At 38.3% G+C, this 15,261-nt stretch carries 15 protein-coding genes and 1 tRNA gene; 3 read left to right on the top strand and 13 right to left on the bottom strand.

What is annotated here, in order from left to right; all coding sequences use genetic code 11:
- Positions 1–2: 2 nt before the first annotated feature.
- From ACTRWE_RS14260 to ACTRWE_RS14210, 11 genes are all read right to left on the bottom strand, one after another.
- A complete protein-coding gene (locus ACTRWE_RS14260; protein WP_462880173.1) occupies positions 3–857 on the bottom strand; it encodes a hypothetical protein in 855 nt (284 codons plus the stop codon).
- On the bottom strand, positions 857–1,537 hold the full coding sequence (locus ACTRWE_RS14255) for a PulJ/GspJ family protein (RefSeq protein ID WP_462880172.1): 681 nt from the start codon (positions 1,535–1,537) through the stop codon (positions 857–859). The genes ACTRWE_RS14260 and ACTRWE_RS14255 overlap by 1 nt, the downstream gene beginning before the upstream one ends.
- Positions 1,530–1,961, bottom strand: coding sequence for a PulJ/GspJ family protein (locus ACTRWE_RS14250; RefSeq protein ID WP_462880171.1), 432 nt, complete (start codon positions 1,959–1,961; stop codon positions 1,530–1,532). Before ACTRWE_RS14250 ends, ACTRWE_RS14255 begins: the two co-directional genes overlap by 8 nt.
- Positions 1,948–2,361: a type IV pilin protein gene (locus ACTRWE_RS14245; RefSeq protein WP_462880170.1), complete on the bottom strand. Its 414-nt coding sequence runs from the start codon at positions 2,359–2,361 to the stop codon at positions 1,948–1,950. Before ACTRWE_RS14245 ends, ACTRWE_RS14250 begins: the two co-directional genes overlap by 14 nt.
- Positions 2,362–3,564 carry a type II secretion system F family protein gene (locus ACTRWE_RS14240; protein ID WP_462880169.1) on the bottom strand — a complete coding sequence of 401 codons (1,203 nt, stop codon included), beginning with the start codon at positions 3,562–3,564 and terminating at the stop codon, positions 2,362–2,364. It abuts the gene before it with no gap.
- Positions 3,564–5,213, bottom strand: a complete 1,650-nt coding sequence (locus tag ACTRWE_RS14235) for a GspE/PulE family protein (protein WP_462880168.1) — start codon at positions 5,211–5,213, stop codon at positions 3,564–3,566. Before ACTRWE_RS14235 ends, ACTRWE_RS14240 begins: the two co-directional genes overlap by 1 nt.
- A complete protein-coding gene (gspG, locus tag ACTRWE_RS14230; RefSeq protein ID WP_462880167.1) occupies positions 5,213–5,608 on the bottom strand; it encodes a type II secretion system major pseudopilin GspG in 396 nt (131 codons plus the stop codon). Before gspG ends, ACTRWE_RS14235 begins: the two co-directional genes overlap by 1 nt.
- Positions 5,609–5,625: 17 nt before the next feature.
- Positions 5,626–6,687 (bottom strand): UDP-N-acetylglucosamine--undecaprenyl-phosphate N-acetylglucosaminephosphotransferase, encoded by a 1,062-nt coding sequence (wecA, locus tag ACTRWE_RS14225; RefSeq protein ID WP_462880166.1) that lies wholly within the window; start codon positions 6,685–6,687, stop codon positions 5,626–5,628.
- Between the two features lie 38 nt (positions 6,688–6,725).
- Positions 6,726–9,440: an SLBB domain-containing protein gene (locus ACTRWE_RS14220; RefSeq protein WP_462880165.1), complete on the bottom strand. Its 2,715-nt coding sequence runs from the start codon at positions 9,438–9,440 to the stop codon at positions 6,726–6,728.
- Between the two features lie 105 nt (positions 9,441–9,545).
- Positions 9,546–10,328, bottom strand: coding sequence for a DUF481 domain-containing protein (locus tag ACTRWE_RS14215; RefSeq protein ID WP_462880164.1), 783 nt, complete (start codon positions 10,326–10,328; stop codon positions 9,546–9,548).
- A 107-nt stretch (positions 10,329–10,435) separates the two neighbouring features.
- Entirely contained in the window at positions 10,436–11,254 is an 819-nt protein-coding gene (locus tag ACTRWE_RS14210) for a mechanosensitive ion channel family protein (protein WP_013464003.1), read from the bottom strand.
- A 253-nt stretch (positions 11,255–11,507) separates the two neighbouring features.
- Between ACTRWE_RS14210 and ACTRWE_RS14205 the strand changes: the two genes are divergently transcribed.
- Positions 11,508–11,583, top strand: a tRNA-His gene (locus tag ACTRWE_RS14205).
- 436 nt (positions 11,584–12,019) lie between these two features.
- On the opposite strand, the gene ACTRWE_RS14200 is transcribed toward ACTRWE_RS14205, so the two are convergent.
- Together ACTRWE_RS14200 and ACTRWE_RS14195 are read right to left on the bottom strand one after the other, a co-directional pair.
- The gene (locus ACTRWE_RS14200; RefSeq protein ID WP_462880163.1) at positions 12,020–12,721 is read right to left on the bottom strand and encodes a hypothetical protein; all 702 of its coding nucleotides are present in this window, start codon (positions 12,719–12,721) and stop codon (positions 12,020–12,022) included.
- Positions 12,722–12,754: 33 nt separating this feature from the next.
- Positions 12,755–13,375: a hypothetical protein gene (locus ACTRWE_RS14195; RefSeq protein WP_462880162.1), complete on the bottom strand. Its 621-nt coding sequence runs from the start codon at positions 13,373–13,375 to the stop codon at positions 12,755–12,757.
- Between the two features lie 215 nt (positions 13,376–13,590).
- Here ACTRWE_RS14195 and ACTRWE_RS14190 point away from each other — a divergent pair, with 215 nt between their 5' ends.
- Together ACTRWE_RS14190 and ACTRWE_RS14185 are read left to right on the top strand one after the other, a co-directional pair.
- Complete coding sequence (locus ACTRWE_RS14190) at positions 13,591–14,766, top strand: tyrosine-type recombinase/integrase (protein ID WP_462880161.1); 1,176 nt, start codon at positions 13,591–13,593, stop codon at positions 14,764–14,766.
- 57 nt (positions 14,767–14,823) lie between these two features.
- Entirely contained in the window at positions 14,824–15,210 is a 387-nt protein-coding gene (locus ACTRWE_RS14185) for a hypothetical protein (protein ID WP_462880160.1), read from the top strand.
- Positions 15,211–15,261 lie beyond the last annotated feature (51 nt).

Raw genomic sequence — 15,261 nt, 5'->3', positions numbered from 1 at the left:
CTCTACTGCGCCTTAACTGCCACTATGTTAACTACAGGCTTGCCTGTGGGTTGTAAATGATAATAAATTTCTTTTTGTACGCTAGCTTCGCCCACTTGTGCATTTAACGTTACTTTAAATAAGTTAGACGGATATAAAATAATATCGTCGTTTTCAGTAAAGCCGGTGACTTGTGAAAACTCGCGCACGGTTAATTGTTTTGCCTGGCGTAGCATAATAACATGCCTTGCTACATCTTGCGTTAATATGGCATTTAACAATGAGTTTGGCGCCGTCATGGGGTTAAATGCCCCTTTTTTATATTGCGTGGTATTAGCCTGTAAAACACTTAGTTGCGCAGGTGCTAGCCCTAAATGGGTAAGCTCGTTTACATCGTGAATAGCCGCATGCCGGGCTGTTATGTTATTAGGCAGGGAATCGGTGCGCCCATCTAACTGTTGCCACTGTATTATTTGCCGCGACATTAGCTGCGCATCATAATCATTTAGGCCACTGTAGGTCAATAGCTGAGTTAGGCGTTGCTTGTTGGGATAATGCAAATTAAGTAACCCACGTAAATCTTGTATTGCAACGCTCACTTGTGGGCTGTAAATAAACTCTTCGCCGTGAAAGTTCCACTTGTTAATTAGTGCTTCGCTTTGTGCACTTGGGATTTGCTCTGGATCTTTTGGCTCGGTGAATAGTGCATATAAAACATTCGCCTCTGCACTTTGTAATTCCACATAGGCCTGTGCTTTATCGACCATAAGCGTGGCATTATGCACTTGCTGGCGCGCCGATTGAGTAAAATATAAAGCCAGTATTGAAAGCACGGCTACAATTAGCAATACCTGTACTAGGGCAATACCGCGCTGCATTAAAAGTCACCTGTTTGTATGTAGTTACCAAACCAGCGATTTGGCTCGCTGTCGAGCTGGCTATAAAAAATTAAAGACTGCTTGTTTTTAACTAAAGTAACTTGTACTTTTTGCGGCGTAAGTTGCTGGTCTACACCGGAGTAGGTAGTTTGCCAAGTAGGCTTAACACCTGGGGTTTGCATGGCCATTTGGTCAAGGCTTTTCCAACCGAAGTAACTTATATTTACCTCATCTAAATTAGTAAGTAATGTTTTTTTATGGGTAAATTCAATGTTTTGCTCGGTATTTATGAGTAACAGCTCACTGCCCGATACCGCTTGATAAACTAAGTCATACTTACCATTTTTGTTTTGCACTGCAGTTAAGCGAAATATCTCGGGGTATTGGCTGTTAATTAGCCCGCGTTTGGTGATGGCCAATAAGCTTTTATCGTCACCTACAAACAGCATTTCTGGGCGACCTTGGTTATTTTTAATTAAATAGGGCTCAACGCCATCAAGCGTGGCTTGTAACAAATACACCGCTTTAGTTTGTGCTATGTTTTGCTCAAAACTACCCAGCTCTTTATTCCACCGCGATGCTAATTGCATATACACGTAATTACCAGTAAACATAAGCATCGAAAGCAAAGTAACCGATATTAGCAGCTCAATTAGCGTAAAGCCTTGCTGTTTACGCATCGTGCCAACTCACTTCGTTAAAGGTGTAATTTTTTACTATGCCATGGCTATTAAGGGTTAGGGTAACTTGCCAGAGTTTAAACTGTTTTTTTGGTGCCATTTGCTCGCCAAACTCCAAGCTACTAGCAGCGTCTACAACCACCTTAGTTTTTTCCACGCTTGCTTGCCAAGTATAACTACTTTGCCATGCGGTGCCTTGGCCATTAAGTTGTGTTTGCTGTGGGGGGGCACTTTGCACTTGTTGCTTTATTTGACTGAGCAACGCGGGAACATTCGCTACTATATTAACGTGGTTGCTGGCTTTTTCGCTAGATATAAACGCTCCCCTATAAATAAGCGACACAGCACCCATTGCCATAAATAATATGATAGTGGCAACTAGTAATTCTATTAATGTAAATCCGCTTTGGTTATTGTTTTTCACTATTAGGCTCTAATGAAATAGTAAGTGGTTCCCCTCTAAAATGACCACTTATTTGTGCTGGGGTGACAAATCCGTTGGCGTTAAAATCAACTCTTTGCTGAGTAAAGCTAAGCGACGCCAACTCTTTTGTTTTAACGAGCTCGTTACTAGGTATTTTATACAAGTTTAATGTATTGCCATACAGCTCTAACGAATAGCTCTGCTGCTGTATAAACGCTTGAAAGCCGATATTTTTAATCCACTTAGTGGTGTTTAACAGCTCTGTTTTAGCCTCTGTTTTGTCAACCGCTTTAATCGATATAGGGGCTACAACACTTAACAGTAAACTTACGATACTTAATACAATAATAAGTTCAATTAGGGTGAACCCTTTATTAAACTTAAAACCCATTGAATGCATTTAAAAGCCTACATCGTTTAGCGATATCATACTCATAAGCATAACCACAACAATGCCTCCTACAAAGCCACCCATAAATAAAATCATTAGCGGTTCTATTAGCGCGGTCATGTTGTCGGTCCAAGTTTCAAAATCTTGTCTTGAGCGGTTGGCTATTTCTTCAAATACGATATCGAGATTACCCGATTCCTCACCGACTTCTAACAATGAAATATAAAATGGCGGATAAAGCGACGTTTGCTGTAGCGTTGGCGTTAATTGACTACCGCGCTTTACTTTTTTTCGGGCTATGTTCATTTCATGGTTTAAAACATGGTTTTTTATATTACCCGCAGAAAGCTCAAGTGCTTGGTCGATAGGCACTCCCGCTTTTAACATTAAGCTTAAGCCGCTATTAAAACGAATACGTTCTACAGTAATTGTTGCATTAGCGATTACGGGTAGCTTTAATGCCGATTTATGCCACCATTTTAAAAAGCGGGGCTTTTTTGACGCCCATACTATCGCTGGCACAATACCAACAGCCCCAATGGCAAGCAGTCCTTGATATTGGTTCATCCAATCGCTAATAGAAAGCATAAGTTGGGTGTACCATGGCATAGTTTCTAGTTGGCTAAACATGTCAGCCATTTTAGGAATAATAAAATTAAATATAAAAAATATACTTAACACACATACAAATAAAATAACGCAGGGGTAAGTTAACGAGCCTATAATTTTACGTTGTAGCTCGCGTTTAAATTTTAGATCTTTTGCAAGGCCTGCAAATATCTCACTTAAGTTACCTGAGGCTTCACCTAGCTCAATTAAGTTACAATATAAATTATCAAATACGTCGGGGTGCGCCCGGCATGCTTGTGATAAATTGCTGCCCTTTTTTATGGTGTTGCTTATATCGGCTAGCATTTTAGCTAGTGCAGGCTTGGCTTTAGTGCGCCTAATTATATCTAGCCCACGGTCAATTCTAACGCCAGTGGCTAATAATAAGCTTAGCTCTGCAGTTAAAAACTCAAGATCTGAGAGTGAAATTTTATTATTAAAACTTAAGCTTAGCGCATGCTGCTTTTGCTGTTCTTTAATCTCAAAAACAAGTAGCTTTTGTGCTTTTAGTTTTGTAATAGCGTCTTGCTGATCCTGCGCTTCGACTTGACCATCTGACTTTGCACCTGAGCTATCGTATGCTTTATAATTAAAGAGTGGCATTACCCAGCAACCCTAATAACTTCAGCTATGGTTGTTTGCCCTAGTACCGCTTTATATAATCCATCTTCTAAGAGCGTTCGCCTGTTTAAGCTTTGGTTGTGTAGCTTGGCTTTAGGGATAAAGTCGGCATTTTTAGGCATCGCTTTTATTTCGCTGTCGCAGCGTAAGTATTCGGTTACCGCCATCCGGCCTTTATAACCTGTTTGACTACAATGCTCACAACCTGCACCACGTTTTAACTCAATACTTGGTAAATTAAAGCGTTTAGCAAAATTGTTCAGGTCGTATTTCTCAATCAGTGCTTGTGCATTGGGTTCTGGTTCAGCGCAATGGTCACATATTTTACGAGCTAGACGTTGTGCAACTATAGAAACCAGTGCCGCATTCAGTAAAAATTCTTCAACCCCTAAATCGAGTAGGCGGGTATAAGCACTGGCAGCATCGTTAGTGTGCACTGTACTGAACACTAAGTGACCTGTAAGCGCTGATTGTAGTGCGATTTGAGCTGTTTCTTTATCGCGTATTTCACCTAACATTATAACATCGGGATCTTGACGTACCACAGAACGAAGGCCTGCTGAAAAGTCAAAGCCTATATCGCTATTAACTTGCACTTGGTTGATGCCAGGTAATTGGTATTCAACAGGATCTTCTAAGGTAATTATTTTTACATCGTCGTTATTAAGTGCGTTTAAAAACGTATAAAGAGTTGTAGTTTTACCAGAGCCTGTTGGGCCTGTTAGTAACACCACTCCTGATGTGGTTTTTATATCATCCAAGATTAATTCGTTTATATCACTCGATAACCCTAGCACTGACATGTCGTAGCGTACGTTTTCTTTACGTAAAAAACGCATTACCACTGATTCGCCATCATTAAGTGGCAAAGCAGATACACGAATATCAATTTCTTGGTTGGCAATTTTCATTTCTATTTTGCCGTCTTGCGGGCGGCGCTTTTCGGCTATATCCATACCCGACAATATTTTTAACCGTGTGATGATAGGTAACTGTTTTCTGGCTGATATTGTTTCAGCTTCGTGAAGCACACCGTCAACACGAAAGCGTGCTCTGTAGCGCCCTTTATAAGGCTCTAAGTGCATATCTGATGCACCTTGACGCAATGCTCGACTAATTAGCGAGTTGAGTAAGTTTACCGTTGGCGCTTCTGTGGCCAGCTCTTTAAGACGCTCTTCCTCATCGAGAGGATTGTCGTCTAAAAGATCTGCGGTTGGTTCTTCATACTTTGAAATAAGTAACTGAATATCAACTTCATTAGCTATGAATAATGTGTACTCTTGGTTGTTTTTAATTAACCATTCGTTCATCACTTGGTTAAGCGGATCTTTGCAGGCAAATTCTATATATTGACCCTGCTTACTCAGTGGCACCCAGCTTTGCGATATAAAAATATCAAGTGTTGCCTTATCAATTACAACAGGTTCAAAGTCAATATATTGCTCATTAGTAAACAGAGGTATATCTAAGTATTGACTTAGTAACAATGCAACCTGATCCTCTGGCAAACTTCCCATGTTAACAAGGATCTGTTCAAGTCTACCGCTATATTTAGCTTGATAGCTTATCGCTCTTTGAAGATCGTGAGCATCGACGCTAAACTCATTTAGCAGTAGGTCATGTAATTGCATTATTGATGAATAATATCCGCGTTATTGTCTGTACCACCTTCTTTACCATCACTGCCGTATGACTTTAAGGTATATGGGTTACCATCAGTACCCGGAGTTTTATAAACATATGGATTACCCCAAGGGTCTAGTGGTACATCTTTTGGTAAATAAGGGCCATCCCAACGGGGTTCGTCACCTTGACGAAGTTGAGACAATTCGGCTGGGTACTTTCCTAAATCTAAGCGGTACGTATCAATAGCTGTTTCAAATGACGACATTTGTGCTGCCGCTATTTTACGTTCAGAAGAACTTAACTTTGAGAAAAACTTAGGCGCAACTAATGACATTAGTAAACCTAAAATAACGATGACGACTAATAATTCCATCATTGTAAAACCGTGGTTTTTTTTCATAATACTCTCTACTATTGTTAATTCTTAATGTTTTTTCTTCGTAAAAATCGCGCCACTTTCCAACAGTGCTGAAGTGCTAATGCATAAAATACAAAAACAACTATGAATAGAGCTAACATTATCCATTCTGGAATCTGCAGGATCTCACCAAAAATGCCTATTGAACTCATCAAAATAGCGAAGGTTAATATCACGCTTAGCGCTCTGCGTGGGCTAAAGCCTACTCGCATGAAGATGTGATGTAAATGATCTCTATCAGCATGAAAAGGTGACATTCCCTTTCGGGTTCGACGAATAATAATAGCCATCATATCCATGAGTGGTACCGCTATTATCCATAATGCTGTAACAGGTCTAAAAGCAGGCTCACTAGCCTGTGTGCTTACCATTAAGAACCATATTACGCTCAACCCTATAAACATTGAACCTGCATCACCCATAAATATTTTTTTATTTTTATGGCCTTTAATTCCTAAGTTAAATGCTAAATAAGGTGCAACAGTAGCAATAATAATAAGTGGTAAATATGCAAACGCGTAGTTACCACTCAATAGCATTAAAATAAACACAGAGAGCAAGGTTAGGATGCTTAAAGAGCCCGCTAAACCATCTATACCATCTATCATATTAAATGCATTGATACAGGCTATTACACTAATAATAGTAAAGATTATACCAAGCCAGCTGAGGTTTATATCGCCAAATGAAAAGAGGTTTCCAAGATTTTGAATATAAACATCACTACCTAAAATCATTACTAATGCAACAACGACTTGAATACATAAACGTATTTTCACACCCAGTTGGCGATAGTCATCAACAACACCTAAAATAACAATTGCACCAGCACACACTAAATAACTAACAACTTGTGTTGTCAGTGGATAAAAAGCAATAACAGAAATAAATACCGCTAAAAATATTGATAAACCTCCAATTAGCGGTATAGCTCCATCGTGCTGCTTACGATTACATGGCGTATCAACAAGGCCAAACTTTACAGCTAGAGGTGTAATAGCAAATATTACTGCATATGAAAAACCAAATGCAAACACTAACATAATAAGTTCAAATATCATGACAAAGGCCTAATTTCTCTCTAGAAATATACTTCATGTTACAGTGAGCTGATAGCAGCCAATGCTACACCCATTTGATACAAGATTTGTGTTGCTGTGCTCCACAGAGTCAAATTATCTACATGCTCAGTATCAAGCGGAACAACAATTGTATCCCCAGGACTTAACTCATCCACTTCATTTGAAGCAAACCACGAACTTTGATTTGGAACTTTGACCAAACCACTCGCTTTAATTATATATATTCGATCTTCATCTGCGCGCTGCTTAAATCCACCGCTTCGATTAATATAGTCATCTAGTGACAACCCTGCATTATAAATATGTGAAGTAGCAAAGTTAACTTCTCCTACCACGCTTATACTATTACTTTTTGTTGGTATGTATAAAATGTCTTTGTCTTGTAATGGTAAATGCTCTGTACCCTGCTCAATAGCGGGTAAATCAATTACAAGTCGGCCTACGGCTTTAACTTTTGCTAAATCTGTTATTAAGCTATCCATATCTTTATAACTTAGAGATGAGTCGGTTATTGAGCTGTTAAAACTTTTTGTTGCAATGTCACGTCTTAGATCTTCTGATAATTTATTGAGTTGTTGCTGCTCTTGGAATCGAATCGACTCACGAGTAAATATTGCCCCTTGAGGATAAGAAAACTCAGTAAAACCACCCGCTCTTTCTAGTACACTTGTTAAGTCTTCACCCTTACGAATGCTATATACGCCAGGAAAGCGAACTTCTCCAACTATTTCAATTTGTAAATCTTTTTGCCAATTTGGAATGGGATAAATACTAATCGAATCTTTACTTTGTATTACGAATTCATCGCTAGTCTCATTCGCAAGCGCTTTGTTTAAATCAACAGTGACGTGATTTAATGAACTTTTATTAGAATTATCGTAACGTGTAATTTCTGCTTTATCTAAAAAGGTTGATTCTTTTAAACCGCCGGCTGCAAGTACCGCTTCTTTAACCGTAGCATTAGTAGGCAGTGGATAAACGCCGCTGAAGCGAACCTCACCACGAATACCAAACATCTTAACTTGGCTTGTATAAGTAGACTGTTGATTCAACTTAGCAATAATTGGTTTTAATAACTTTTCTCGGCTAAAAACAGCATAATCACTTTCTTTTAATTCCTTTTCTTCACTATTAAGAAAGTCAGTAATATTAGTAATTTTTTTACTTTCTTCTTCAGCTAGCTGCTCAGCGAGTTCTTTTTCCAGCGAGCCACCTAAATCTATAAATTCGTAAAATTGTTTCTCTTCGTACTTGTCCCATAGCTTTATTCGCTCACGCAATTCTAACTGTTCTTTTGTTAATGCGAGGGTTTTTAGAGCTATTTCCTCTTCTTCTTTCGTTTGAAAACGGCTAAAAATTACAATTATATCTCTAGGCTGAAGTTCAATATCACTTTCAGTGTTTTGCTTTGAAGCCTCTAGTGGTGAAAATTGGTGTATTTCTATATCACCTTTTTGATTAACTTCTCGAACAACAAGTCCGTAGTCATAATCTGCTGTAGGTAACAAATCACTTTTGATTGACGTAAATAAACGGCTAACTTTGTCACCCTGTTGCCAAGAGTAATTTCCAGGATATGTAACAGCCCCCAATAATGTGACTGCATTATCTAACTCATCACTTGATGCTGGCACTTTAATAGTGTCACCATTTTTAGGTCTGTAGCTTTTGTCTTTGGTTAGGTCGAGTTGTAAGATAGTTTTTGAACTGTTACCTGTGAAACGTTCAATAACTGTTTTTTGTGGGTAAGCTTCAGCTTTTAGGCCACCAGCCATAGCTATAACTTCATCAAGTGATTCTGACCCTTTGAGTTCAAAAATGGCAGCGCGACGAACTTCACCGCTTATTGTTACTTGCTTACCAACTGGCGGAATAAAAACAACATCTCCCGGCTTTAAGATCACATCATCCGAACTGTCACCTTTTATTAATAAATCATAAAGGTCTAGCGTTTGAACCGTTTTTCCTGCACGCTTTAATTGAATATTTCTCAGTGATCCTATTTCAGAAAGCCCGCCACTTACAAATAGTGCATGGGTAATTGATGATAATGAAGGTATAGTATACGCACCTGGCTTATAGGCCTCACCTAAAACCATTACTCTTATGGTTCTGGTTTCTCCCATAGAAACAAATGCTTTCACACCTATCATTTCTTGTTCTACTTTTTGCTTAATTAGCTCTACCACTTCGTTATACTGCATGCCAGCAACATTAACCGGTTGAAGCTTATCTATAGCAAGACGACCCTCTCGATCTACTATAACCTCACCACTAAATGACTCTTTACCGTATAGATTAATAGAGAACGTATCACCAGGTCCAACCATGTAGGTGTTTGGCACTAATGCGTTTTCAGAAGGTGCAAACGTTGTTGGTTCACCTGAGAACAACTCATAGCCGAATGGTTTTATTTCTTCTTCTTTTGGTTTGAATTTTTCTTCATCTGTTAATTCCTCTGAGTCTTTTTTATCTAAATCTCGAGGTAATATAGAAGATGGTTCTTTCTTGTTACCTTGATCATCGGATGATTCGCCATCAATCGAAAAACCGAGTGCATCTAAACTAATGCCATACTTTTCGGCAAGTGCTTTTTGTTGTGATTTTGGTAGTTTTTTGAATTGCTCTAGCTGTTGCTCTGTGGGCGCAACACCTTGACTACTTCCTTGCGCAAATGATGACGAAGCGAATACTAATATTAGCAGTACCGCAAAAAGTTTGATTAACTTCACAAAGTGTCCTTCCAGTAGAATAAAGATAGCCGCGGCATACTACACCATTTTATAAGTAAAAAAAATGGGTAAGCACGCTTACCCATTATTATACTTTGAGTATAGTTAAAAACTGTAAACAAGTGTTAATGAAGTCTCTGTATCTGTTGCTTCTTTGTCATCAGCCACATCTGAGTTATTGGTGATATTGTAGGCTACTTTCATTTGTAGCGAGCCATTAATTTTAGTAAGTAGCGCAGTTTCTGAGCGAGTTTTTGTATTGGTATCACCATATTCTACCGATACTAACTGGGTAAAACGCGCGTTGTCTGAAATTTTCCAGCTAAAGTCTAATTTACCTAAAGCAATTACTTCGCCTTCGTATTCACCCGCTAGTGAGTTGCCGTTTTCATCAACCTCTTCGCTTACATCTGGGTATTTAAAGTACTTATAACCTGGACCAATTTCAGCATTTAGTTTCATGTTTGACTCGTTTAGTAAACGTAAACCATAACCCGCTGAAATAACCGACTCACTTCGGTATGCACCAAAGTAGTCAGATACGTGTGACCCATAAATAAATAAGTGGGCGTGCTTTTCATTTAACTTGTAATTACCTTGTGCTGAAATAGAGTACTTTTCGTTAGTACGCTGTTTTTCTTTTATGCCGTTTTCGTTCTCTACTTCATCTTCTTTGTAGATGCCGTCTAACTTATACTCGTTGTTCCAATTTTCTAAGTTATGTAATACTTTAATTCCACCTTTTAAGGTGGTTGTTTCGGTATTACCGCTGGTAATAATAGCGCCTACTTCACTGGTAACTTCCCAGGTTTTTTGCTCATCTTCTGCTGCAAATGCATTGGTTGTAGCTGAGGCTGCTACTAATATCGATAAAAGCTTAAGTTTCATTAAAAAATAACCCTGTAAAAAATATATTAATACCTATTAAAAAGGCAACGCGCATATTAATAATATCGAATTTGAGCGCTGCCTTAATAAATAAGTATTTTAAAAAATTAGTCTTGCTTGTGTAAATGTACATCCATTTGCGGGAATGGAATGGTAATGTCTGCGTCGTCTAACGCTATTTTAATATTTTCCATTAACGACCAGTATGTTGGCCAGTAATCTTCTGAGTTAACCCACGGGCGCACTATAAAGTTAACACTTGAATCTGCAAGTTCAGAAACTGATACATTGTATGCAGGATCTTTTAAAATACGCGATTCGTTATCAAGCACTGATTTAAGCACTTCTTTTGCTTTTCGTAAGTCGGCGTCGTAGCCAACACCAATCACAAGGTCAACGCGGCGTGTTGATTCGCGCGAGTAGTTAATAATTGCATCTGACATGATTTTTGAATTAGGCATTACAATAACTTTGTTATCGGGTGTGCGCATTTCAGTTGAGAATATTTCGATTTTTTTAATCGTACCGGCTTTACCGCCAGCTTCAACGTAGTCACCTGATTTAAATGGGCGAAGTAGAATAATTAATACGCCTGACGCAAAGTTAGATAACGACCCTTGCAGTGCTAAGCCAACCGCTAAACCTGCGGCACCTAAAATAGCAATGAATGACGTGGTTTCGATGCCAATTTGTGACAGCGCCATTAAAATAGTGGCGGCAAATACAATGGCATACACAATACTAGAGACAAACGATGAAACCGCTTTATCTACTTTTTTCTTGTCGAATGCTTTTTCGGTTAACTTTGCACAAAATTTAGCAATTCGTCCACCCAGTAAAAATATAACAAGCGCTATAACTGCTTGAATACCGTAGTGTAAGATTAAGCCTGAATTTTCATTCAGCCAATTGAGTATTGAATCCATATTAACTCCTGATAGTGTTATTAAGCAGTTTAGCCGTGTTGTTTATTGTATTGTAAATCTTTAATAGGTGTTTGCAACGACCTTATTAAGGGTTAAAGCTACAAGATTTAACGGCAACCACGAAAAATAAGCGTCATATTATAGAGCAATTTTTATACGTTGGTAATAAGTTTAATTTTTTTTGATTTTTTGCTTCACAAGCATGGGGATATTATGTATTATGCGCGCCACACCAAACAAGGTGTATGTAGTGGCGGTTGTAGCTCAGTTGGTAGAGCCCCGGATTGTGATTCCGGTTGTCGCGGGTTCGAGCCCCGTCAATCGCCCCATTTTTTCTCCCATCCAAATTTTTAAAACCCTTTACGTTTCAGTAAATTAAATTCAAAAATATTGATACTCACTAAATCTAAACCTTTAACTTTTTTTCTTCGATAATTCGCTCTGGTACATACCCTGTGAGTCACTAGGTACACTTGCTTGCTCTACATTACTATTGCGTCTAATAACTGACATTAACCCTAAACATTAACATCCTATAATTAACTTTCACCATACATCTTTTTTAGGTCTGCCTCCGGTACCATTTTACCTATAAGGTATCTCGCTTTAGTGTTTGTCGTAAAACCACTTTTAATCAACCATTTAGCTAGAGCCATCAGCCTCAAGCACGGTAAAATAATGAAAGCTATTAATGAGATACCTTCTACAACACCGAAATAAGCTCACCTTTGAGTAATTAGGTCGCTTTTGAATGCTTTGTGCCGACTATTCTAGGGCATTAATAATTTCATTGAACAACTCACTCTCTGGCTTACCTTGGGGGTGTTTAGCTATTACAGCTTTTGAAACTATATTGTCCAACTTAATGACTCCGTAAGCATCAACCCATTTAAGTCCATCTACCGTTTCTAACTCTACATTTTCCGATAAAAAGCCATTAAACCAATCCTCACCCGTTAAAAATACGATGTACTTAGGTTTAAACTCAATAATTTCAGCCTTTAGTAATTCGTTACTAGCCTCAAACTGAGCATCACACAAACTGTCACTTGGGTTACCTCCGCCACTAGGTGCTACTTTATACAGGTTGGACCATACTATTTTAGATACCCATGGACTATCAGATTCTAATTGATTAATATTTAGTGAAAGGTTTTTAGCAACCCGCCAAAATGCCGACTTCTTAGTGTTATACTCTTTTGCACTCCCCCAAGAGGATTCAACCCACTGTAATGGGCAATTGTGTTCTGGTAAATTTGAAAAAAGCTCATGTAATAGCTCATCTATTTGAACATCATCTAGCCGAAACTCACTACTCCAATCATTTACTGCTCGTCCAACTATCATAAGATTATTATTATAATCACTCCCTTTCTGAGCAGTAAAACAACAAAGCCCCTGAGAACGTTTTTTATAATTAGATGCTTCAAGACTTGCTAGTAAATTTTTATATATATTTATCTGCATGACTGCTTCCTTACATTAGTTTATTTAAATTACTCAATACGCTGTTTCAATACTACTGTGCACCTCTGGAATATAACCACTAGCCAGAACATTCACAAATGACCTTGGGGTTAATACTGTTACCTCTTCGCTTTTAATCACTGATTTAGCTTTATAACCATCAAATGACCATAAGTATTTTAGACCTTGCCAAATCAAATAGAAATTCTGTTCAATCTCAATAAATGTACCACTTGGTAAATTTTGAGCATTTTCTTTAAACGTTACTTTTTCACCTCGGTTGTAACGCTCTTTTTGATTAAACTTATTAATCTCAGCCATGGTTGTAATGTTGGTATTTTCATTATTATTTACATCAACCCAGCGCTTTTTGAAGTCAATAAACTTATCTCTAAGACAATCACTACATGGCCTATGACCAGCAGAAAGCGCCGTTGCTTCATCAAGAAAAAATAGCTCAGTGTATGACTCTGACATCAGTTCGCGTTTAATACCCTTATGCGATAAAGCGCAAATCACCCACCCATTAGTTGCCTGCTTTCTTATGATTTCTTTATTTTGATTATGAAGCCGGCCTTTATTACCCATAAATAAACCCCGACTCGAAACTGCATATAACTCACCTTTAGGGTTTACTCTATTTTGTAGCGCCATTGCCTTTCCTTTCAATTTTTTCGATAAGCCTTTAAATCATTTAAATAATAACAGTAATTGTGAACGTTTCACCTAATATTAAACATGAAGAATAAGCTAATTTAAATGTGATTTAAGAACTAACAATTACCCACCTAAACCTTTAATTAAACTAGCGTACATACCCGCCCTTTCAAACATATATTAATTCTTTGAATATATTCCGGAGAATTATTATGAATAAACGATTCAAATTCACAGATAAACTCATCCAATCACTACCTGCACATATTCGCGAATCTCGTGCAACTGAAGCTGAGTATAGCGACACTGACATTACAGGTTTAAAATGCCTTGTTGGTAAAACGGGTAATCGTCGATTTCTATTTAGATATACCTTTCATAGCCGAAAATACAGTATCTCGCTTGGTAAATTTGGCGATATAAAGGTCGCTGATGCAAAGCGTATTGCTCAAAAACACCGAGTCACATTGTTGGAAGGTCGTAATCCCAAAGTAGAACGGGATGAGCATACCCACATGACTTTGAATGACTTTTTCTTCAACCATTATCTACCCCTTCTACGCAAACGAAAGCGAACATGGCAAGATGATTTATACCGCTGGCAACGTATTATTGAACCACAACTCGGCTCGACACTCCTTTGTGAACTGAGAACGCTTGATGTGCAAAGAGTACATATTGAACTTACCGATACTAAGCATAAATATGGAAAAACCTATGCTCCAGCAACCTGTAATCAAGTGCTATTAATATTAAAGGCCATTACACGGTATGCATTAGAAGCTGGAGTTATTAACGAAGATGTCTGTAAGCCAATTAAGCTCTATAAGTTAAACAACGCTAGGACACGTTTTTTAACTAAGTTTGAGGTAAAGCGTTTATTAAATGAGTGCAAAGTCTATTCGAACAAGGTTATTGCAGGCTACATTGCGACATTAGCGTTAACTGGCCTTCGGTGCTCTGAGGTATCAAATATTAAGGTAAAGGATATGGATATTAAAAACCGTGTTATTCATATTCCCCATACTAAAAATGGTAAACCCAGGACGGTCTATATAACGGATACCTTGCTTGGCTTTATTGGTGTAATCCCCCTACAACGAAATAACCCTTATTTATTTGCCAGTAAGGTAGAAGGCAAGCCATTAAAAAGCGTACGTAAGACTTTTAAGAAACTATTAATAAATGCCAAAATTGACCCAAGCGATGTATGTCTTCATACACTGCGCCACTCCGTAGCATCAAATCTTGTCAGTGCTGGGGTAAGTCTTCGCCTTGTTCAAGAGCAACTTTCTCATGCATCAATTGTGAGCACACAGCGTTATGCAAAGCTAACCTCTGAATCAATGAGAAATACCAGCGAACAACTCGCCCACCTGTTCAAGTAAATCACTATGACAAACTATCTAGCCCATCCAATCGGATGGGCTTTTTTATGGAATTTTATGATGAGAATCCTAACTGAATACCCGATCAGTTCACATATCTGCTTTGACGAGCTCGCCAATAAAGCGCTGTTAAAGCACATTAATGAACCATTTACTAACGAAAAGGAAGCCCTGTCATTTTGGCAAAATACATCGACGCTCGTCGTTGCCATTGAACCTTTGGATAACTACCTCCCCCTTTTGCATTGCTTTAATAAGCGCCTTATTTCGCTTATACATGAAGCCCTTGAATACCCCGAATATGAGGAGCCACTGTCTGATGAATACCGGTTCAACCTAACCGTATTTAATGATGATGGGAGTGGTTTATATCTTGTTTATCCAACAATCTTTAAGGAGCAATTATTCAATGCTGTTAACGCTATTAATAACCCAAACCTGTGACGCAGATAAACCTATTTTTATTCGCGTTCTTTCAAATCACATTCTTAATTT

This window comes from Pseudoalteromonas sp. G5_S1_54_S4, from assembly GCF_054968565.1.
The sequence above is the reverse complement of the archived record's forward strand: the minus strand, read 5'-3'. Positions and strand labels throughout refer to the sequence as shown.

Coding starts and splice junctions, on each gene's coding strand:
- wecA (WP_462880166.1), bottom strand. CDS start 6,687: ATGATATTTGAACTTATTATGTTAGTGTTTGCATTTGGTTTTTCATAT.
- ACTRWE_RS14245 (WP_462880170.1), bottom strand. CDS start 2,361: ATGCATTCAATGGGTTTTAAGTTTAATAAAGGGTTCACCCTAATTGAA.
- ACTRWE_RS14200 (WP_462880163.1), bottom strand. CDS start 12,721: ATGCAGATAAATATATATAAAAATTTACTAGCAAGTCTTGAAGCATCT.
- ACTRWE_RS14185 (WP_462880160.1), top strand. CDS start 14,824: ATGATGAGAATCCTAACTGAATACCCGATCAGTTCACATATCTGCTTT.
- ACTRWE_RS14260 (WP_462880173.1), bottom strand. CDS start 857: ATGCAGCGCGGTATTGCCCTAGTACAGGTATTGCTAATTGTAGCCGTG.
- ACTRWE_RS14210 (WP_013464003.1), bottom strand. CDS start 11,254: ATGGATTCAATACTCAATTGGCTGAATGAAAATTCAGGCTTAATCTTA.
- ACTRWE_RS14190 (WP_462880161.1), top strand. CDS start 13,591: ATGAATAAACGATTCAAATTCACAGATAAACTCATCCAATCACTACCT.
- ACTRWE_RS14240 (WP_462880169.1), bottom strand. CDS start 3,564: ATGCCACTCTTTAATTATAAAGCATACGATAGCTCAGGTGCAAAGTCA.
- ACTRWE_RS14255 (WP_462880172.1), bottom strand. CDS start 1,537: ATGCGTAAACAGCAAGGCTTTACGCTAATTGAGCTGCTAATATCGGTT.
- ACTRWE_RS14235 (WP_462880168.1), bottom strand. CDS start 5,213: ATGCAATTACATGACCTACTGCTAAATGAGTTTAGCGTCGATGCTCAC.
- ACTRWE_RS14195 (WP_462880162.1), bottom strand. CDS start 13,375: ATGGCGCTACAAAATAGAGTAAACCCTAAAGGTGAGTTATATGCAGTT.
- gspG (WP_462880167.1), bottom strand. CDS start 5,608: ATGAAAAAAAACCACGGTTTTACAATGATGGAATTATTAGTCGTCATC.
- ACTRWE_RS14215 (WP_462880164.1), bottom strand. CDS start 10,328: ATGAAACTTAAGCTTTTATCGATATTAGTAGCAGCCTCAGCTACAACC.